The sequence below is a fragment of the Mesorhizobium sp. M0772 genome (assembly GCF_040320135.1).
Lineage (GTDB): Bacteria > Pseudomonadota > Alphaproteobacteria > Rhizobiales > Rhizobiaceae > Mesorhizobium.
The window spans coordinates 1-20,474 of sequence record NZ_JAMYPB010000062.1 but is presented as its reverse complement, the minus strand read 5'-3'; the positions used below and the strand labels follow the sequence as shown (position 1 = coordinate 20,474).

Sequence of the window (20,474 nt, the reverse complement as noted above, 5' to 3'; positions counted from 1 at the left end):
AAATGATGCGCATCCTATGGGCCGCCGACTACCGCGTCATGCCGTGGAAGAATGGCGGCGGCACGACCACCGAGATCGCCGTCTCGCCGGACGGCGTCGGGCTGGACGATTTCGACTGGCGCGTTTCGATGGCGCGAGTCGAGGGCAGCGGCCCGTTCTCGGGCTTTGCCGGCGTCGACCGCACGCTTGCCGTGCTGGAAGGCGAGGGTATCGTGCTTGATGTTGCCGGCCGTCCGCCGGCCGAAGTGACGGCGGCTTCCGCCCCGCTGTCCTTCCCGGCCGATGTGCCGACCACGGCCGCGCTGATCTCCGGTCCGATCACCGACCTCAACGTCATGACCCGCCGCGCGCGGGCCACGCACACGGTCCAGCGCCTGGTGTTCTCGGTTCCGACCGATATCCGGCCGACCAGCGCTATGACCCTGATCCTGCCGTTCGACGGCGAGGTCGGCCTCAGCGGCCCGACATCGTCTCGTCTTGGACCCCTCGACACGCTGTTGCTCGGTCCGCAGGCGAAACTACGGGTTGAACCGGTACGGCCGACGACCGTGTTCGTCATCCGGATAGCCAGGCTGGGCCAGCCGCACCGCCAGCACAACGATTAACGCCTGTTGCCAAACATGATCGCACGCCGGAGAAATCTGGCGTAAGCTGTTGTCTGGATCACGAAAAAGCCCGAATCCTTCCGTCGTTCCAAGGCGGACGGAGGGCAGGGGTGCTCGTCCTTGAGTTGTCGAAAGCCCCGCTTAAAATGTCGAAGGGATAACGCCTCTGGCGTGGTGCGAAGCAAAACTTTCGGCCAGTGTAATCATGCAACCAATTGCATTTGAATCGGTTTTAGGGACATTGCCGTGGCGGTGGCGCCGCATCGCGTCCCCCATGCGGAATTTTCAATGAATATCCAGACAAATCCTGCCCAAATCGAAAAGTCCAGCGCCGGCTTCCCGGTCATCACCGAAGAGCCGATACGCTCCAATTTCCTGCCCGAAGAGCGGCTGCGCGCGCTGGGCGAAAGCCTCGCCAACGGCGACATCAAGGACCTGTTCGGCCTGACGCCGTTCGATTTCCAGGCCCGCATCCGCGACAGCGCCAAGAAAATCCTCGAAGTCTACCGCTCGACCAATGCCGCCCAGGCCAAGGGCGAAACCATCACGCCTGCCGCGCAATGGCTGCTCGACAACAATTATCTCGTCGAGGAGACCATTTTTCAGGTGAAGCGCGACCTGCCGCGCCGTTTCTACCGGCAGTTGCCGACCCTGGAAGTGGCCGATCGCGCCGCGGTGCCGCGCGCGCTGGCCCTGGCCTGGAGCTATGTCGCCCATTCCGACAGTTCGGTTTCGGCGACCATGTTCAAATCCATCGTCGAGGGTTTTCAGTCGGTCGAGCCGCTCAAGATCGGCGAGCTCTGGGCGCTGCCGTCGCTGCTGCGCTTCGTTTTGATCGAGAATCTGCGCCGCATCGCCGTGCGCGTCGACCGCACCAGGCAGATGCGCCATATCGCCAACGAGGTCGCCGACCGCGTGCTGGCGACCGACGACAATGCAGACCGCCGGAAGATCCTGTCGGGCTACGGCGCGCATGCGCAGGACACCACCTTCGCCACCCAGTTGCTCTACCGCCTGCGCGACGGCTCGCAGAATGCCGGCAGGGCGCTGGAATGGCTGGAGGTCGAGCTCGAGAAAACCGGCTCCGACGCCGAGGAAATCATCATTTCCGAGCATCGCACGCTGTCCAGCGGCAATGTCACCACCGGCAACATCATCCGCGGCCTGCGCCTCATCAACGACGTCGACTGGACGGTGTGGTTCGAGGGCGTCAGCCGCATCGACACGCTGTTGCGCGAGCGCACCGATTTCGCCGCGCTCGATTTCTTTTCGCGCGACCAGTACCGCACGTCAATCGAGCAACTGGCGCGCCGCTCCGACCTGTCCGAATTCCGTGTCGCCGAAAAGGCCATCGAGCTGGCCAGCCATGTCCCCGGCGTCACCGATGCCTCCGGCGTGCCGGATGCATCAGCCGATCCGGCCATGCATACCGATGTCGGCTTCTTCCTGGTCGGCCCGCGCCGGCCGGATCTGGAAGAGGCGATCGGCTACCGGCCGCCCTTCCATGTGACCTTCAAGCGCGCCTTCACCGCCACGGGCTGGCTCGGCATCGTTGTGCCGGTCTTCCTGCTGACGGTGCTACTGCTGGTTGTCTCCGGCAATGCGCTTGCCCATCTCGGCCTGTCGGTGGAATCCATCACGCTGGTGCTGGCGCTGTTTGCGGTGCCTGCCAGCGAAGGCGCGCTCGCCTTCTTCAACACCGTTGTTTCACTGTTCCTGAAGCCGACGCGGCTCGTCGGCTATGATTACAAGCACGGCATTCCAGCGGCATCACGCACCTTGGTCGTGGTGCCGTCGCTGATCGGCTCGCGCGATGATGTCGAGGAAAACATCCGCAACATCGAGGTGCATCACCTCGCCAACACGGCCGAAGAAATCCATTTCGCGCTGCTGTCCGACTGGCCGGATTCCAAGACCGAGATCGACGCCGCCGACATCGAGATCCTGCAATATGCGCGCGACGAGATCGCCAGGCTCAATGCCCGTTATCCCTCGGAAGGCGCGCCGCGTTTCTATATCCTGCATCGCCGCCGGCTCTACAACCAGGCGCAGGGCGCCTGGATGGGCTGGGAGCGCAAGCGCGGCAAGCTGCATGAGCTGAACCTTCTCTTGCGCGGCGACAGCGACACCACCTTCCTGCCGCTCGACGTGCCGCTGCCGGAAAAGGTTGTCTATGTCATGACGCTCGACGCCGACACGCGCACCACGCGCGACGCTGTGTCGTCACTGGTCGGCAAGCTCGCCCATCCGCTCAACCGCCCGCATTTCAACGCGACAAAGCGCGTCGTTACCGCCGGCTACACCATTCTGCAGCCGCGCATCACAGCCTCGCTCACCAGCGGCGACGACGCTTCTTTCTTCCAGCGCGTCTTCTCGTCCAACAGCGGTCTCGATCCTTACGTCTTTGCCGTCTCGGATCTCTACCAGGACGTCTTCAGCGACGGCTCCTTCACCGGCAAGGGCCTTTATCACGTCGACGCTTTCGAGGCGGCGCTGCAGGGCCGCATCGAGGAAAACACCGTCCTCAGCCACGATCTGCTCGAAGGTGCGTTGGCGCGCGCAGCACTTGTCACCGATGTCGAACTGGTCGAGGACTATCCTACCCGCTACTCGGTCGACGCCTCGCGCCACCACCGCTGGGCGCGCGGCGACTGGCAGCTGCTGCGCTTCATCGTCTCGCCGCGTTCCGGCGTGCCGGCGCTGTCGCGCTGGAAGATGGTCGACAATCTGCGCCGCTCGCTGACCCCGATCTTCTGGGTGATGGCGGCGATTGCCGGCTGGACGCTGCTGCCCTTCACGCAGGCCGCGCAGTGGCAGGCGCTGCTGATCCTGTCGCTGTTCATGGCGCCGACCTTCGATGTCGTCAACGCCATCCTGCCCAAGAGCGGCGACCAGACGCCGCGCGGCCATTTCTCCGCGCTGGCCCACGACACCGTCTTCGGCACGGCCCTTGTGGCGCTGAAAGTGCTGTTGATGGCGCACAATGCCTGGATGATGGGCGACGCCATCGTGCGCACGCTCTACCGCCTGTTCGTCAGCCGCCAGAACCTGCTGGAATGGCGCACCGCATCGCAGGCGCACAAGGGCGGCGACAACGATCTCGGCTCCTATTACAGCATGATGTATGGCGCCGTGATCATCGGCGTCGTCGGTCTCGCCATCCCCGTGCTGGCCGATTCCACCGGTGCCTTCGTCGCCTTCTTCTTCGCTCTGTTCTGGATCGGTTCGCCGGCGGTTGCCTGCTGGATCAGCCGCTCGGCCGAGACCGAGGACCGCCTGCGCATATCGCAGGCCGACATCCACGCGCTACGCACCGTGGCGCGCCGCACCTGGCATTATTTCGAAACCTTCGTCACGGCCGAGCACCACAATCTGCCGCCCGACAATTTCCAGGAAAGCCCGGCGCCGGTTGTGGCGCCGCGGACGTCGCCGACCAATATCGGCGTCTACCTGCTGTCGGTGGTGTCGGCACGCGATTTCGGCTGGATTGCGCTCTCCGATGCCATCACCCGCATCGACGCCACGATGACGACCATCGAGAGCATGCCGCGCAACCGCGGCCACCTCTTCAACTGGTACGACACCACGACGCTCAAGCCGCTCTATCCGCTTTACATCTCGGCCGTCGACAGCGGCAATCTCGCCGGACATCTGGTCGCGGTGGCGGCTGCCTGCGCCGAATGGGCGGAAGCCCCGTCCGTTCACCTGCAGGGCGATTTCGAAGGCGTCCTCGACACGGTGAGCATCCTCGACGAGAGCCTCGAGGAATTGCCTGACGACCGCCGGCAACTGCGGCCGTTGCGCCAGCGTCTGGCCGACCGCCTCGACGGCATGCGGCGCGCCGTCATGACCATCAAGGCGCAGCCGGAGATGGCCTCGATCCGCACGATCAACCTGGCCGTGCTTGCCGGCGAGATCCGCAAGCTCGCCACCGCCATCCACACCGAGGCCGGATCGCAGCGGAGCGACATTATCGCCGACTGGGCGGCACGGCTGGAAGCGACCTGCGAGGCGCATGTGCATGACTCGCACAGCGACGAAAACGCCGTCGAAGCCTTGCGCGCCAAGCTGCTGGCGCTGCGCGAACGCTGCCGCCGCTATGCCTTCGAGATGGATTTCTCTTTCCTGATGCGTCAGGAGCGCAAACTGCTGTCGATCGGCTACCGGGTCGAGGAGCACCAGCTCGACGAGAGCTGCTACGATCTGCTCGCCTCCGAGGCGCGGCTGACCAGCCTGTTCGCCATCGCCAAGGGTGACCTGCCCACGGAGCATTGGTTCCGGCTTGGAAGGCCGATTGTCGAGATCGGCTTCCAGGGTGCGCTGATGTCCTGGTCGGGCTCGATGTTCGAGTATCTGATGCCGCCTTTGGTAATGAAGGAGCCGCAGGGGTCGATCCTCAACCAGACCAGCAAGCTGATCATCAAGCGCCAGATGCAGTACGCGCGTTCGAAGAACGTGCCCTGGGGCATTTCGGAAGCGGCCTACAATGCCCGCGACCGCGAACTGACCTACCAGTATACCAATTTCGGCGTGCCCGGACTTGGTCTCAAGCGCGGCCTTGGCCAGAACACGGTGATCGCGCCTTACGCCACGATCCTCGCGGCGCAGTTCACACCGCGCGAATCCGTCCAGAATCTGGCCAGGCTGCGCTCCATCGGCGCTCTCGGCCGGCATGGCTTTTACGACGCCGTCGACTTCACGCCGCAGCGCGTGCCGGAAGGCACCGACCACGCTGTTGTCCTGAACTACATGGCGCATCACTCCGGCATGTCGATCGCCGCCGTTGCCGACGCCATCTTCGAGGGCCGCCTGCGCGACCGCTTCCACAGCGATCCGGTGATCGAGTCTGCCGAACTCCTGCTGCAGGAGAGGGCGCCGCGCGACATCCCGACCGCCACGGTCAGGACCGAAGCCGACGAGCGCTCGAAGGACGAGACCGAGGTCGAGAGCCCGGATTCGCGCATCGTCCTCGACCCGCTGAGGGCGTTGCGCGCCACCAGCGTCATGTCCAATGGCCGCTACTCCGTCATGGTCTCGGCCACCGGTTCCGGTTACAGCCGCTGGGGCGAACTCGCCGTCACCCGTTGGCAGCCCGATCCGACCGAAGACCGGCTCGGCTCCTACATCTTCCTGCGCGACGCCGGCAGCGGCGACTGGTGGTCGGCCACCGCAGAGCCGAAGCAGGCGACCGGCGAGAGAGTGCAAACGCTGTTTTCCGACGACAAGGCGAGCTTCGTCAAAACAGTGGGCTCGCTGCGTTCGGAGGTCGAATGCATCGTCATCTCGGAAGGCAATGGCGAGGGACGGCGCGTCACGCTCTACAACGACGGCGCCACTGACCGGCATATCGAGGTGACCTCCTTTGCCGAGCTGGTGCTGGGTAACGAAGCCTCCGACAATGCCCATCCTGCGTTCTCGAAAATGTTTATCGAGACCGAGATCGCTGCCAACAACGGCGCCATCTTTGCCACCAGGCGCAAGCGCGAGAAGAACGAGCCTGACGTCACCATGGTGCATTTCGTCACCGATCCGTCCGGGTCGGCGCGCGATGCCGAGGCCGAAACCGACCGCCGTGCCTTCATCGGCCGTGGCCGTACCATCGCGGAAGCGGCGGCCTTCGATCCCGGCGCCAAGCTTGGCGGTCACCACGGCTTCACCCTCGATCCGGTAGCGGCCCTGCGCCGCCAGGTGCGGGTGCCGGCCAACAAGAAGATATCGCTGACCTTCTGGACCGCCGTCGGCGCCAACCGCGCCGAACTTGACGAGGCCATCGCCAGGCTCGACCATCCCGAAAGTTTTGCCCGCCAGGCGATGCTTGCCTGGACGCGTTCGCAGGTGCAGACCCGCCATCTTGGTCTCAGCCTGACCGACGCCGCCAATGTGCAGAAGCTGGCGCGTTTCCTAATCTATCCCGATCCGTTCCTGCGCCTGCCCGGCGAATCCATCGCTTCGGGGCTGGGCAAGCAGTCCAGCCTGTGGCCGACCAGCATTTCGGGCGATTTCCCGATCTTCCTGGTCCGCATCGGCGACGTGGCCGACCTCGAAATTGTCGCCCAGGCGCTGCGCTTCCAGGAGTATATGCGCGCCCGCGGCATGATGATCGACTTCGTGGTCGTCAACGAGCAGGCATCGTCCTATGTCCAGGACCTGCAGCGCGCGGTCGAGACGCTGTGCGAAAACAGCCGCCTGCGCGGCAAGGAACTCGGGCCGCGCCAGCACATCTTCGCCGTGCGCCGCGACCTCATGGACGAGGCGACGTACAAGACGCTGCTGGCGGTTGCCCGCGTGGTTCTGCACACGCGCAACGGCACCATCTTCGACCAGATCGAACGCGCCGAGGCGGCAGCCTTGCAAGCACGCGATGCCCTGCAGCCGGTGGCCCCCGCGTCGCTGCGCGAGCCGTCTCTGCCGGTGCCGGCGGCGCCTGCATACCATGCCGCGTCCGACAGCAGCGCCGACGGCAGCGGCCTCAGCCAATGGAACGGCTTTGGCGGTTTCGAGGGCGACGGCCGCCACTATGTCACCCGCCTTGCCGGGCGGCGCTCGACGCCGCAGCCCTGGATCAACGTCGTCTCGAACGCCTCGTTCGGATTCCATGTCTCGGCCGAAGGCGCTGCCTTCACCTGGAGCCGCAACAGCCGCGATTACCAGCTGACGCCATGGTCGAATGATCCGGTCACCAACCGGCCGGGCGAGGGCATCTACATCTACGATCAGGCCAGCGGCAAGGCATTCTCGCCGCTGGCTGCCGTGGTCCGCGATCCCTCGATGACCTATGAGACATGGCACGGCCAGGGCTTCTCCACCTTCCGGTCCAAACGCGGCCCGCTGTCGATGGATCTGACGCACGTCGTCGATCCCGTCGATCCAGTGAAGATCACGCGGCTGCGCATCCAGAACTCAGGCTCGGCGCCGGCGCGGCTGCGCGTCTATGCCTATGCCGAATGGGTCCTCGGCAGCCATCGCTCGAGCACGGCTGCGACCATCATCCCGTCCAGGGATCCAGCGACTGGCGCGCTTCTGGCGCAAAACCCCTACGGTCTCGATTTCGGCGACCGGGTGGCCTTCCTGGCCGCCACTGGTCCGGTGCATTCGGTGACAGCCGATCGCGGCGAGTTCATCGGCAGGCATGGCACCAGCGCCTTCCCGCACGCCGTCGTCAGCGGAGCCGGCCTGTCGGGCCGCGTCGAGGCCGGCGACGATCCGTGCGCAGCTGTCGCCAGCGATGTCGACATCCCCGCCGGCGGCGACGTCACGCTGGTCTGGCTGCTTGGCGACGCCGCCACATCAGCCGAGGCGAGCGCGTTGGTGCAGACCCATTCGGGCAAGGATTTCGACCAGCGGCTGGCCGACAATGAACGCGTCTGGCGCGGCTTCCTCGACACCATCCAGGTCGAGACGCCCGACAAGGCGCTCGACGCCATGGTCAATCACTGGCTGCCCTATCAGAGCCTGGCCTGCCGCATCCGCGCCCGCTCGGCCTTTTATCAGGCAAGCGGCGCCTTCGGCTTCCGCGACCAGCTGCAGGACACGCTGGCCCTGCTTGCGCATGATCCGAAACTGGCGCGCGACCAGATCCTCAATGCGGCGCGCCGGCAGTTCCCCGAAGGCGATGTCCAGCATTGGTGGTTGCCGCGCACCGACGCCGGCGTGCGCACCATGATCTCCGACGATGTGGTCTGGCTGGCGCATGCCACCAATCGCTACATCGAGGTGACCGGCGATACAGGGATCCTGAAGGAGCAGCTGCCTTTCATCGACGGGCAGGTGCTGGGCGAGGGCGAGCACGACGCCTTCTTCACGCCGGAAATCTCCAAGACGAACGCTTCGCTCTACGACCATTGCGCGCGCGCGCTCGACCTTGCGGTCAAGCGCAGCAGCCCGGCCGGGCTGCCGCTGATCCTCGGCGGCGACTGGAACGACGGCATGAACCGCGTCGGCGAAGCCGGCAAGGGGGAGAGTGTCTGGCTCGGCTGGTTCCTTTTGAAGACGCTGGGCGACTTTACCACCGTGGCCAAGGGGCAGGGCGACACCAAGCGGGCGCAGGCCTGGACAAAACACGCCGATGTGCTGAAGCGGGCGCTGGAAAGCACCGCCTGGGACGGCCAGTGGTATCGCCGCGGCAGCTACGATGACGGCACGCCGCTTGGCTCGCACAATTCGGACGAGTGCAAGATCGACTCCATCGCGCAGTCCTGGAGCGTGCTCTCCGGCGAGGGCGACCCCGCGCGCTCGACCACGGCGATGCAGCAGGCGACGAACCTGCTGGTCGACGACAAGCTCAAGATCGTCAAACTGTTTACCCCGGCCTTCCAGAACACGAGAAAGGACCCTGGTTACATCAAGAGTTATCCGCCGGGCGTGCGCGAGAACGGCGGCCAGTACACCCATGCGGCGACCTGGTTCGTGATCGCGCTCGCCGAAATGGGCCGCACCGACGATGCCTATCGCTGCTTCTCGATGCTGAACCCGGTCAACCATGCGCTCGACGATGCATCGGCCGAGCATTATCGCGTCGAGCCGTACGTCGTCGCCGCCGACATCTATTCCGGTGAGGACAAGGGCGGTCGCGGCGGCTGGACCTGGTATACGGGCTCAGCGGGATGGCTCTACCGTGCTGCGGTCGAAGGCATTCTGGGCATCGAGCGGCGGGGCAAGCAGATCACGTTCCGGCCGAAACTGCCCAGCCATTGGGACGGCTATTCTGCAACGCTGAAGATGCTGGGGGCGGAGGTCAAGGTTCGCGTCATCCGCGACAAAAAGGCCAAATCCATCTCGCTCGAAGTCAATGGAACCAAGACAAAGTCTTCCGGTTTTCAGCCGAAGGCCGGCGACAAGACCGAGGTGGTCGTCAAGATACCCGCGTAAAATCAAGGGCTTCAGATTGTTGACGCGCGCCTTACGAGGCGCGCGTTTTCTACTTGGGCATGCTCCTGGCGCAGTACGGCGTGCCTTCCCGGACCGGCGGGCCAAGCGTGCAGTGACTAAAAATGTGGCAGCGCCAGATCCTGCCATGATTTTGCCGCAAGACTGACATTTCACCTTTTATCTCAAACCGTTAGGTGATCACGGCAGATTTCGCAACGTCGTCATCTTTTGTTCGCAGAATGGGAACGGAAGAGGTAGACGGGCATTGTTTTGCGACCCGTTAACCGGTACGTGTCAAGAAATGGTGCGGTGCACAATAATGTTTTGGGCGGAGTAGCTGAAGTGTCACTTCTGCAAATCTACTGGAGAGCGCTGGGTTATCTCGCAGCCGACAGGAAGCGCGTTGCGTTTATCTGCGGTGCGAATGTCGCGCTCGCCATTATCGCCATCCTCGAGCCGATCATGTTCGGCCGGGTGATCGACGCCATCTCCGATAAGGGTTCGGTGTTTTCGACCCTGGCGCTGTGGGCCGGGCTCGGCGCCTTTAACATCGTCGCCTTCGTGCTGGTGGCGCGCGGCGCCGACCGTTTTGCCCACAAGCGGCGCAGCGAGGTGCTGTGCCAGTCGTTCGAGCGCGTGATCACCATGCCGCTCGCCTGGCACCACCAGCGCGGCACCTCCAACGCGCTGCACACGCTGTTGCGCGCCGTCGAGACGCTGTTCAGCCTGTGGCTTGAATTCATGCGCCAGCATCTGTCGACGGCGGTTGCGCTGGCTCTGCTGATTCCGACCGCGATAAGCATGGATCTGCGCATGTCGCTGGTGCTGATGGCGCTGGGCGTTCTCTATGTCGGCATCGGCCGGCTTGTGATGAAGCGCACCAAGGCAGGCCAGGCCGCCGTCGAGCGCCACTATCATCAGGTGTTCGCGCATGTGACCGACTCGGTCAGCAACGTCGCCGTGCTGCAGAGCTACAACCGTCTCGGCCACGAGGCCGATACGCTGCGCCGCTATGTCAAGAACCTGCTCGACGCTCAGAACCCGGTGCTCGACTGGTGGGCGATGGCCAATGCGCTGCACCGCCTGTCGTCGACCATTTCGATGATGGTTGTGCTTTTGATCGGCGCCTATCTCGTCACCCATGGCCAGCTCAAGATCGGCGACGTTATCGCCTTCACCGGCTTTGCCACGCTGCTGATTGCCCGCCTCGACCAGATGTCGGCTTTCGCCAACCAGATTTCGGAAGCCCGCGCCAAGCTCGAGGACTTCTATCACCTCGAGGATTCGGCCGCCGACTCCGCCGAGCCGGACGGCTTGCGCGACCTCACCAACGTCACCGGCCACGTCCGCTTCGAGAATGTCGGCTTCGAGTTTGCCAATTCGAGGCAGGGCGTCGACGACGTCTCCTTCGAAGTCCAGGCCGGGCAGACGGTTGCCATCGTCGGCCCGACCGGCGCCGGCAAGACGACGCTGATCAACCTCTTGCAGCGCGTCTTCTCGCCGTCTCATGGCCGTATCCTGATCGACGGCATCGACACCCGCACGGTGACCCGCAAGTCGCTGCGTCATTCGATCGCCACCGTCTTCCAGGATGCCGGCCTGCTCAACCGCTCGATCGAGGACAACATCCGCGTCGGTCGTGCCGAGGCGACTTATGACGAGGTTCACGCCGCCGCCAATGCGGCTGCCGCGCAGGATTTCATCCTTGCCAAGAGCGCCGGCTATGACACCGTCGTCGGCGAGCGCGGCGGCCAGCTTTCAGGCGGCGAGCGTCAGCGCATCGCCATTGCCCGCGCCGTGCTCAAGGACGCACCGATCCTGGTGCTCGACGAGGCAACGAGCGCGCTCGATGTCGAGACCGAGGACCGCGTCAAGGAAGCCATCGACGAACTGAGGCGCAACCGCACCACCTTCATCATCGCCCACCGCCTGACCACCGTCCGCGACGCCGACCTGGTCGTGTTCATGGACAAGGGCAAGGTGGTCGAGATGGGCGGCTTCGCCGAACTGTCGCTGCGCAATGGCCGTTTCGCCAGCCTGCTGCGCGCCGGCGGCCTGCTCAACGACGAGGAAGTCCGCCGCCTCAGCCGCACCGTGAATATCGAAGCGGCGTAAGCTTTTTACCTCCCCCTTGTGGGGCGGTCGGCCCCGTGGGGTCCGGGGGGGGGGGGGGGGCCCCCCCCACCCCCCCCCCGGCGCGTGGCCGCGCCCGCCCCACAAGGGGGGAGGGTAAGCACTGCGACAACCGCTCGATTGCCCCGAACGCGCCGCCGGTCTATCTAGACCTTATGAGCGACACCTCCTCACGCCTCGCCGGCTGGACCGACCTCGCCAACCCGACGCGCTTTGTCGGGCTGGCCGACAGGCTGGTGCCGTGGCTGGCGTCGATCGCCGCGATCCTGTTAGCCATCGGTCTCTATATGAGCTTTGCCGCGCCTGAGGATTTCCAGCAGGGCATCACGGTCCGCATCATGTATATCCACGTGCCTTTCGCCTGGCTCGCCATGATGTGCTACACGGTGATGGCGGCCGCCGCGCTCGGCACGCTGGTCTGGCGCCATCCGCTGGCCGACGTCGCGCTAAAATCTGCAGCCCCGATCGGCGCCACCTTCACCGCGCTTGCTCTGGTGACCGGCTCCATCTGGGGCAAGCCGATGTGGGGCACCTGGTGGGTCTGGGACGCGCGTCTGACCTCGGTCTTCATCCTCTTTCTTATGTATCTCGGCATCATCGCGCTGACGCGCGCGCTGGATGACGCCAGCCGCGCCGCCTGGGCTGCCGCCATCATCACGCTGGTCGGCTTCATCAACATCCCGATCATCAAATTCTCGGTCGACTGGTGGAACACGCTGCACCAGCCGGCCTCGGTGTTCCGGCTCGGCGGGCCGACGATCGATCCCAGCCTGCTATGGCCGCTGCTGGTGATGGCGCTCGGCTTCACCGTGCTGTTCTTCGCGCTGCATTTGACGGCGATGCGCACCGAGATCCGCCGCCGGCGGGTGATCTCCATGCGCAGGGTGGCGGCAAGGCAGGCCGACTAGCGCGATTTCAAACGGAAGGGACAGCCATGCGCCTGCCGCCAGAAACATTAGCATGTGCTGCTATGTTGCGGTGCGGCAACAAGAATTCTCAAAAGATCGTTCCCGACCTCGCTTTGGTCCTTGATCTCGTTTGCGTTCTTGACAGCTCCGCCGCCAAGCAAGAGTGATATTAGTCACTAGTTGTTGCGAGGGGATTCGACGATGAAACTGTGCCTGCTGGCTGGCGTTTCGACATTTGCATTGGCGCTTGGCTGGAGTTCGGCCTACGCCGCAGACGCGCTTGTCGACGTGCCGAGAGCGGAGGATCTCTGGTACGTCACGCTCTTCGGCGGCGCCAGCTTTGCCAACAATGTGAAGACGGACTACGATAGTGGTCGGTATTCCGTGGATCTTGACAGTGGGTTCGTGATCGGCGGCGCTGTCGGTCGGCGGATCAACGACACGTTCCGCGTGGAAGGCGAACTGTCCTACGCGCGCTACAAGGCAAGCGAGTACAGCTTCAGCTTCCCTCCTGCCGACCAAGGTTCCGGCCCAGCTTCCGGCAATCTGTCGGCCACCTATCTTCTCGCCAACGTCTGGGCCGATGTTGCGCATTTTGGTGATGCCAAACTCTATGTCGGCGGCGGTCTCGGCGCGGCCTATGTTACCGCCGATACTCACTTTGATGGCCACGCCTATGGATACGGGCCTGGCGGCTGGGGTTTCGCCGGCCAGGTGGGCGCCGGTGTTACCTACGCGGTAACGCAGAATGTCGACCTCGATTTCGGTTACCGCTTTAAGGCCGTGACAAGCGTGGATCTAGACGACAATGATGGCGGCGGCACATACGAGGACGCCAAATTGTACTCCCACAATCTCCAGCTTGGCGTTACCCTGAAGTTCTGATTGGTTCGTCGCAGGCCCCGACCGGGATTTGACGGATGCCGCTCTTGCCACGCCGGCAACCCCTGGGCCTGCCGGCAATGATCCCAGCTTCGCTGCCGTCCGCCGGTGAACCGGCGGAAAAGACATTGCAGCGCGGCATCGACCTGCAACGGCGCAAGCGTTTTCGCGAGGCCGAGTTCTGCTACCAGACGGTGCTTCGCACGCAGCCCAAAAATGCCATGGCGCTGAACCTGATGGGCACGCTGGCCATCGAGGCCGAGCATCATGACGCCGCCATTGCCTATATGGAAAAGGCGGTCAAGCTCGAACCGGACAACGCCATCTTCCGCAACAATCTCGGCAATGCCTACAATGTCACCGGCAACGTCGACAAGGCGCGCAGACATCTGAGAAAGGCGATCGAGCTCGACGGAGGGCTCATCGAAGCGCTGTGCAATCTCGGCCGCTCCTACCGCAGCCAGCTCGAGGGCGACATTGCCGAAGGGTTCTATCGCCAGGCGCTGGCTATCGACGGCCAGTCGGTGATGGCACTTGCCGGTATGGGCGATTTGCTCACCGACATTGGCCGGCCGGCCGAGGCGGTCGAATGCTTCAGCAAGGCCCTTGCCATCGACCCGGGCCATGTCGAGGCGCTGGCTGGAATGGCGCTTGCGCGCCGGGCGGTCAAGGACGATCCGACGTTGCCTTTGGTGCTGAAACGCCTGGAATTGCCGACAACCACCGATCGCGAGCGGGTAGTGCTGCACCACGCCGCCGGCAAGATGCTCAATGATCAGCGCGAGTATAGCCCGGCCTTCCGCCATTTCGCGAGGGCCAAGGCGATTTCCGGCAATGATTTCGACATCGACCGGCACACCCAGCTTTACGACAGCTTCATCGACACTTTCGACGCCGGCTTCTTCGAGGCGCGAGCCAATTTGGGAAATCCATCCAGACGCCCGGTCTTCATCGTCGGCATGCCACGGTCGGGAACGACCCTGACCGAGCAGATATGCGCCAGTCATCGCGATATCCATGGCGCCGGCGAGTTGTCGACCATTCGTTCACTTGCCGGCGAACTTGGGTTCGACAAGCTCGACCCAGCCATTTTCACCAAGGCCATGGCGGCGCTCACTGCGGCCAAGGCCAAGGAGCTTGGATCGAAATATCTCGACGATCTCAAAAAGCGCAACAACACGGCGCGGCTTGTCGTCGACAAGATGCCGCATAATTTCGAGCTGCTGGCCTTCATCAGCCTGATCTTGCCGAACGCCCGCATCATCCATTGCCGGCGTGACCCGATGGACAATTGCGCGTCCTGTTTCATGCATAATTTTTCCGAGGCGCACGGCTATAATGCCGATCTGACCAAGCTTGGGCAGTATTACCGGCAGTATGACCGCCTGATGCGCCATTGGACCAAGGTCATCCCGCTGAATATCCACGACATGCCCTACGAAGAAACGGTCGCCGATTTCGAAAATCGCGCCCGTGGATTGATCGGATTCCTCGGCATCGAGTGGGACGATGCCTGCCTGCGTTTCAACGAGACCGAGCGCACCGTGCGGACGCCGAGCCGCTGGCAGGTGCGCCAGCCGATCTATTCATCCTCGGTCGAGCGCTGGAAGCTGTATGGCGACGCGCTGGATCCGCTGAAGGCGGCGCTGGGTCCGGTTTATCCGTCCTGATTTCAGTTGGCCCGAACAACCTCGCGCTCGACGCGCGCTGGCGTAGATTAGACCTGAGTTGCATCGTGCTTTGGGGCCAAATGAAAGCCGAATGCTTTCATGACCGCCAGTGTGGTTTCCAGCGTAGGATTACCGTTTTCGCTGAGCGAGGTATAAAGATGCTCGCGAGCCAAGCCGGTCTTTCTGGCAATGTTGCTCATCCCCTTGGCGCGGGCAACGACACCGAGGGCGGACGCGACGAATTTGGCGTCTCCGGTTTCCATTGCCTCTGCCAGAAACGCCTCGATTGCCGTATCGGAATCGAGCATTTCGGCGGGATCGAAATCATAGATTTTTTCAACCATTGTCGTCACTCCATTCTACGGCCAGGCGCTTTGCTGTCCGTATGTCGGTTTCTTGTGAACTTTTATCCCCGCCGCAAAGGAGCAGGATGACCGTTTCACCGCGCTTATGAAATAAACGCGATAGCCGGGCCCATAGTGAATGCGCAATTCACTGATGCCTTCACCCACTGGGGCCACGTCGCCGGGATTTCCTACAATCAAACATTGCAGCCGAACGGCAATTGCCGCCTTGGCTCTTCCGTCTTTCAGCTTTTGGTGCCACCTCCGAAAGGTGGCTGTCTGCTTCAGGATTGCCATGGGGGCTAGTAAGTTATAAATTACAATTCGTCAATGTCGAAATAGGGCGAGCCTCCAAAACGAAAAGCCTCACTCCATCCGCCCACGCGCTTCCACCTTCAGCGTTTCCAGCACCTTGTCACCGTCGATCAGATGCACCTGGTCGAACAGGTTGGTCACGACGCAGCAATGATCAGGCACCACGCGCACGCGCTCGCCAATGCGAAGCTTCGCACCATTTCCAAGCGTGACCGTGCCATGTTCCTCGCTCAAGCTGGTGACGCGGGCGCCGGGCATGCCGAGCAGCTCGCCAAAATCGGCGAGCCCCAGCGTGTCGCTGGACAGCGCCTTGCTGCCGCTGTCCAGGATGGCGCGGGCCGGCGTCGGATGGCTGACCACGGTGGCGAGCACCGTCAGCGCACAATCGTCGAGCGTGCCGACGCCTTTGGCGACCTGGTAGCGGTCGAGGTAGATGTAGGTGCCGGGGCGGTATTCGGTCACCACGCTGTCCTCGCCCGAGCGCCACATGTCAGGCGTGCCGCCGCTGGAGATGCGTTCACAGGCGAGGCCCGAGGCCGCGAGCGTTTGTTTGGCGCCGGCCAGCCACGATTCAGCCTCGGCGGCGCGGCCGGCCGCGGGGTAGGTCATCAGCCCGCCGAAGGTGAGCCCCTTGGCTTGGTCGATCAACTTCGCCAGTGCCAGCGCCTCGGCGGCGCTTTGCACACCACAACGGCCCATGCCGGTGTCGCATTCGACCAGGACGGGCAGGGGGTGCCCTGCATCGGTGAAGGTGGCGGCGAGCCCCTCCAGCGTTTCGAGGCTGTCGGCCGTCACTGACAGTGTCACACGGCCATGCAGGGCCTTGAGCCGCTCCAGCTTGGCGCGGCCAAGGATGTTGTAGGGCAGGAAAATATCGGTCAGCCCGGCATCGGCCATCACTTCGGCTTCGCCGATCTTCTGGCAGGTGATGCCGACCGCGCCGGCCGCCAGCTGCTTCTTCGCCCAATAAGGCAGCTTGTGCGTCTTGATGTGCGGCCTGAGTTTCAGCCCGCGGCGGTCGGCATGCGCCTGCGCTCGTGTGATGTTGGCTTCGGCGCGGGCTGCGTCGATGAGGATCGCCGGCGTGTCGAGGTCGTCTATGCCTTGCATGAAATATCACCCTGGGAAATCTGGCTGGACTTATGACCCCGATCCGCACGGATGTCATGGGGCCAGCACGCAGTTTGCGTCGACACCGCAGCGCTGTTCGGCTATGCGCTTCAGATAACTCCAGGGAACGCGACGCGAAGGGATCACGATCATGAAACGCTCCACCGTCAACGACATCATCCGCGATGCAGACGCCTTCATCCGCTCGTTCGGCTACATCATGCCGCCCTTCGCCTACTGGAGCCCGGAAGAGATGAAGGCGCGCAAGGCCGACTCCGCCGCCATTTTCACCTCGCGGCTCGGTTGGGACATCACCGATTACGGCCAGGAAAAATTCGACGAACTCGGCCTGTTCCTGTTCACCGTTCGCAACGGCGTCTATGCCGACATGAAGAAGGGCATGGGCATGCTTTATGCCGAGAAGATCATGATCTCGCGCAAGGATCAGCTGTCGCCGATGCACCGCCACAACATCAAGGCCGAGGACATCATCAACCGCGGCGGCGGTAAGCTCGTGCTGGAACTGTTCATGCACGATCGCGACGGCGGCATCGATCCGAAGGCCGAAGTGACGGTGCCGGTCGACGGCACCATCCACAGGCTGCCGGCAGGCGGGCTCCTGAAGCTCGACCCGGGCCAGAGCGTGACGCTGCTGCCCGGCGTCTGGCACGCCTTCTGGGCCGAGGGCAAGGATGTGCTGATCGGTGAGGTCTCGACCGTCAATGACGATCTCACCGACAACGTCTTCCGCGAGCCGATCGGCCGCTTCTCCAACATCGACGAGGATGTCGCGCCGGTGCACCTTTTGGTGTCGGACTATGAGAAGTGGGTGGGGTAGGCGATGCCTAATCGCCCCAATTCACCTGCTGAAAGAAGGTCCAGATGCTGATCGTGCTGTCATCCCGATCGCTCGTGCTGTGCAGCGTCAGGACAATATCCACGGTGGGCGGCGCCTTGATCAAGACTGTGATCAGGCGCGCGCTGCCGTCAGGCACGATACCTATGCCTGAGGTCATTTCCCAATTTCCGTCGGCTTGCTGAAGTCGGGAAGAAGTATCTCCGAATTGCTCCCTCATCGATGCATCGTTTGGAAACGGTTCGTCGGTGAGTTCTGCAAATTCCTTCCAGGATCCGGAGACTGCCGCCTGAATGGCGCGTTCTATTCTGGCTTTTCCGCTTCGCTAACTTGAGCCGGCATCCCGAACTCCGATCTACCGCTGGTACTTATCCGCCTTACGCGTCCCCAGCAAAAGCTTGCGCTCAAGCTGTGCCCGCAGCTCGCCATAATAGGCGGTGAGGAAGGCCCTGGAATCGACCGGCTCGATTGTCATGCCGATCTTGCGCCCGATCGTTTCGGCCACGGCTTTCAGCGCGAAATAGTCGTCGCGGCGCAGCACCTCTTCCAGCTTGTGCAGTTCGGCGATGCCATAGGCATCGAGCTGCGCCTGGGTGAAGCGGAAGGCGCGGGTGGTGGTATCCTGGCGTTGCGACAGGTCTTCGACCAGCGCCAGCTTGGGCGCCTCCACCACCCAGGTTCCGGCCAGCAGGTCGCCGATGCGCATGCGGTCGCGGTTGAACAGCGGGAAGAGCGCAAACAGCAGCGTCCACACCAGCCCGAAGATCGTCGACAGCGTGTCGGCGAGCCCCATCTGGCTGCGGCCTAGGATGATCGACAGCGGCAGGAAGATCTCGATCTCGCGCATCAGGTTGCGGGCGATGACCTGATCCACCGACAGGCCGGCGCCGCTGCGCGAAGCCACCCGGATGCCGAGCATCCGTTTGCCGGGCGTGGCGGCGCGGCGGCCGGCCTCGAAGACGATGAAATAGGCGTTGCGCAGGAAGAAGATCAGGATGATCCAGACGATGAACAGCGGCTGCGCGCCTTCGCCTTTGAGGCCGGCCAGCCCGAACAGTGCAACGATCGAGATCACGATCGCCGTGACGATGATGATGACAAAGTCGAGCAAGAAGGCGGCGGCGCGAGTGCCGGCATCGGCGAGCTTGATCCGGAGATCGACCCCTTCCGGCGTGATCAGCGGCCGTATCGTCGAGACGGCAGCACGCCTAGCGGTCGCCATGCCGCACCACCCTGAACACATAGAAATAACAGAGCCACAGCGTCAGCATGCCGCCGCCAATGGCGTAGCGTGTCACGTCGCTGGTGATCACCTGCCTGCCGATGCCTTCGAGCAGGCCGGCAAACAAAAGCATGATCGTCACCCCGACCATGGTGGTTGCGGCCACGCGCCCGGCATCGGCTGCCGCCGTCATCCGCGTCAGTTCGCCGGGGAAGGCGATGCGCGTGCCGATGCGCATGCCGGCGGCGCCCGCCAAGGCGATCGCGAACATCTCGGTGGTGCCGTGGATGGACAGCCAGCCGCCCAGCTCCAGCCCGAGCCCCTTGGCGATGTAGATCTGGAACATCGCGCCGAGCAGGCAGCCATTCATCAGGATCAGGAGCACGCTCGGCACCGCGAAGGCAAAGCCGAGCGCGAAGGCCAGGATCGCCACCTGGACATTGTGCGTGAACAGATAGGCGGCGAAGCCCGACAGGAAATTGCTGTCGGCGCCGTCATAAAGCACCTGCCGCAGCACTTCCGCCGATGCATCCGGGTTGCGCCCGCCGGCCAGGCTCGGCGGGATGATGGCGTCGAACCAGCCCTTGTCCTTCGCCACCAGCCAGTAGCCGGCGCCGAGACCGACAAACGTCAGGACGACCGACAGCAAGGTCTCGCGCCACAAATCGCGAATGGCATGCGGCCAGTCATGCAGGAAGAAATCGCCGATGCGCTGCCGCAACCCTCGGCGTGCGCCATAGAGGTAGAAATAGCCGCGCAGGCACAGCGCCTCGAGATAGCCGACCAAGGCATTGTCGAGCGAGGTCGCCCGCGCCACCGAGAGCGAGGACAGCGCCGAGCGGTAGAGCAGCGGCAGCGACAGCAGTTCGTCTTCCGAGAGCGTGCGCGGCGCGCGTTTCTCGACCCGGGCGAGCAGCGCCTCGAACGCCTTCCAGTCGGCCTCGCGCTCCGAACGGAAGCTCGCCAGCGACTGGCGCACGGCATCCTTGCCGACCAGCGCGTTCACAACAGATCCTCTCGCTTCAGCTCGAGATAGCGCTCGACCAGCGCCGGTCCGAGCCTCTGGTGGTCGGCTTCGATGACATGCGCGCCGAGCAGCCTGAGCCTGCCGATGACGACCTGCCTTTCGCGCAGCAGCCCGCCGGCGACGACGGAGCGCGCCACATCCTCCGGTGCGTCCGGCGGCATGTCGGCCAGTGTCTCCAGTTCGACATCCTTCATCATCATGAACAGCACCAGATGCCGTTCGGTGAGCCGGCCGACCGTGCGCAGCATCAGTTCGGCGCTGATCGGATCGACGAAGTCGGTGAAGATGATCACCAGCGAGCGCCGGTCGAGCCGCGCCGCCAGCGTCGTCAGCGCCAAAGTGAAATTGGTCTCTTCGGTGGAATAGTCGATTTCCGCCGCCCGCTTCTGGATCATGGCGAAGCTGGCGGAGCCGCGCACGGCGCCGCTGGAAACGCGCGGCCCCGCGTCGCAGCCCCACACGGAGACCCAGTCACCCCCCATACGGTGGCATATAAAAATCTCCGCGCCCCCCACACAACGGAGGCTCTCGGAT

12 protein-coding genes and 2 pseudogenes are annotated in these 20,474 nt (G+C 63.6%); 7 read left to right on the top strand and 7 right to left on the bottom strand.

What is annotated here, in order from left to right; genetic code table 11:
* Positions 1-5 precede the first annotated feature (5 nt).
* The 6 genes from NKI06_RS27525 (at position 6) to NKI06_RS27500 (ending at position 15,066) form a co-directional block, all read left to right on the top strand.
* A complete protein-coding gene (locus tag NKI06_RS27525; RefSeq protein ID WP_023747714.1) occupies positions 6-605 on the top strand; it encodes a HutD/Ves family protein in 600 nt (199 codons plus the stop codon).
* A gap of 288 nt (positions 606-893) precedes the next feature.
* Positions 894-9,473 (top strand): glycoside hydrolase family 94 protein, encoded by an 8,580-nt coding sequence (locus tag NKI06_RS27520; protein ID WP_352987695.1) that lies wholly within the window; start codon positions 894-896, stop codon positions 9,471-9,473.
* Between the two features lie 342 nt (positions 9,474-9,815).
* The gene (locus tag NKI06_RS27515; RefSeq protein ID WP_023672897.1) at positions 9,816-11,588 is read left to right on the top strand and encodes a glucan ABC transporter ATP-binding protein/ permease; all 1,773 of its coding nucleotides are present in this window, start codon (positions 9,816-9,818) and stop codon (positions 11,586-11,588) included.
* A 173-nt stretch (positions 11,589-11,761) separates the two neighbouring features.
* On the top strand, positions 11,762-12,514 hold the full coding sequence (locus NKI06_RS27510) for a heme ABC transporter permease (protein ID WP_023694401.1): 753 nt from the start codon (positions 11,762-11,764) through the stop codon (positions 12,512-12,514).
* Positions 12,515-12,715: 201 nt separating this feature from the next.
* Positions 12,716-13,399: an outer membrane protein gene (locus NKI06_RS27505; RefSeq protein ID WP_352987694.1), complete on the top strand. Its 684-nt coding sequence runs from the start codon at positions 12,716-12,718 to the stop codon at positions 13,397-13,399.
* Positions 13,400-13,434: 35 nt separating this feature from the next.
* Complete coding sequence (locus tag NKI06_RS27500; protein WP_352987693.1) at positions 13,435-15,066, top strand: tetratricopeptide repeat-containing sulfotransferase family protein; 1,632 nt, start codon at positions 13,435-13,437, stop codon at positions 15,064-15,066.
* Positions 15,067-15,113: 47 nt separating this feature from the next.
* On the opposite strand, the gene NKI06_RS27495 is transcribed toward NKI06_RS27500, so the two are convergent.
* The 3 genes and pseudogenes from NKI06_RS27495 to NKI06_RS27485 all read right to left on the bottom strand — a co-directional run bounded on the left by NKI06_RS27495 (position 15,114) and on the right by NKI06_RS27485 (position 16,835).
* Positions 15,114-15,410, bottom strand: coding sequence for an addiction module antidote protein (locus NKI06_RS27495; RefSeq protein ID WP_023672893.1), 297 nt, complete (start codon positions 15,408-15,410; stop codon positions 15,114-15,116).
* A pseudogene (locus tag NKI06_RS27490) lies at positions 15,403-15,707 on the bottom strand (type II toxin-antitoxin system RelE/ParE family toxin). Before NKI06_RS27490 ends, NKI06_RS27495 begins: the two are co-directional and overlap by 8 nt.
* A 69-nt stretch (positions 15,708-15,776) precedes the next feature.
* A complete protein-coding gene (locus NKI06_RS27485) occupies positions 15,777-16,835 on the bottom strand; it encodes a D-TA family PLP-dependent enzyme (RefSeq protein WP_352987692.1) in 1,059 nt (352 codons plus the stop codon).
* Positions 16,836-16,986: 151 nt separating this feature from the next.
* Here NKI06_RS27485 and NKI06_RS27480 point away from each other — a divergent pair, with 151 nt between their 5' ends.
* Entirely contained in the window at positions 16,987-17,673 is a 687-nt protein-coding gene (locus NKI06_RS27480; protein WP_023694398.1) for a D-lyxose/D-mannose family sugar isomerase, read from the top strand.
* Positions 17,674-17,680: 7 nt separating this feature from the next.
* Here NKI06_RS27480 and NKI06_RS27475 read toward each other — a convergent pair whose 3' ends face one another.
* The 4 genes and pseudogenes from NKI06_RS27475 to NKI06_RS27460 all read right to left on the bottom strand — a co-directional run.
* On the bottom strand, positions 17,681-17,911 hold the full coding sequence (locus NKI06_RS27475) for a hypothetical protein (RefSeq protein WP_352741688.1): 231 nt from the start codon (positions 17,909-17,911) through the stop codon (positions 17,681-17,683).
* Between the two features lie 135 nt (positions 17,912-18,046).
* Positions 18,047-18,913, bottom strand: a complete 867-nt coding sequence (locus NKI06_RS27470) for an RDD family protein (RefSeq protein WP_023698034.1) — start codon at positions 18,911-18,913, stop codon at positions 18,047-18,049.
* Positions 18,900-19,919, bottom strand: a complete 1,020-nt coding sequence (locus NKI06_RS27465) for a stage II sporulation protein M (protein ID WP_352987689.1) — start codon at positions 19,917-19,919, stop codon at positions 18,900-18,902. Before NKI06_RS27465 ends, NKI06_RS27470 begins: the two co-directional genes overlap by 14 nt.
* A pseudogene (locus NKI06_RS27460) lies at positions 19,916-20,474 on the bottom strand (DUF58 domain-containing protein); the annotation flags it as partial. The pseudogene NKI06_RS27460 and the gene NKI06_RS27465, both read right to left, overlap by 4 nt.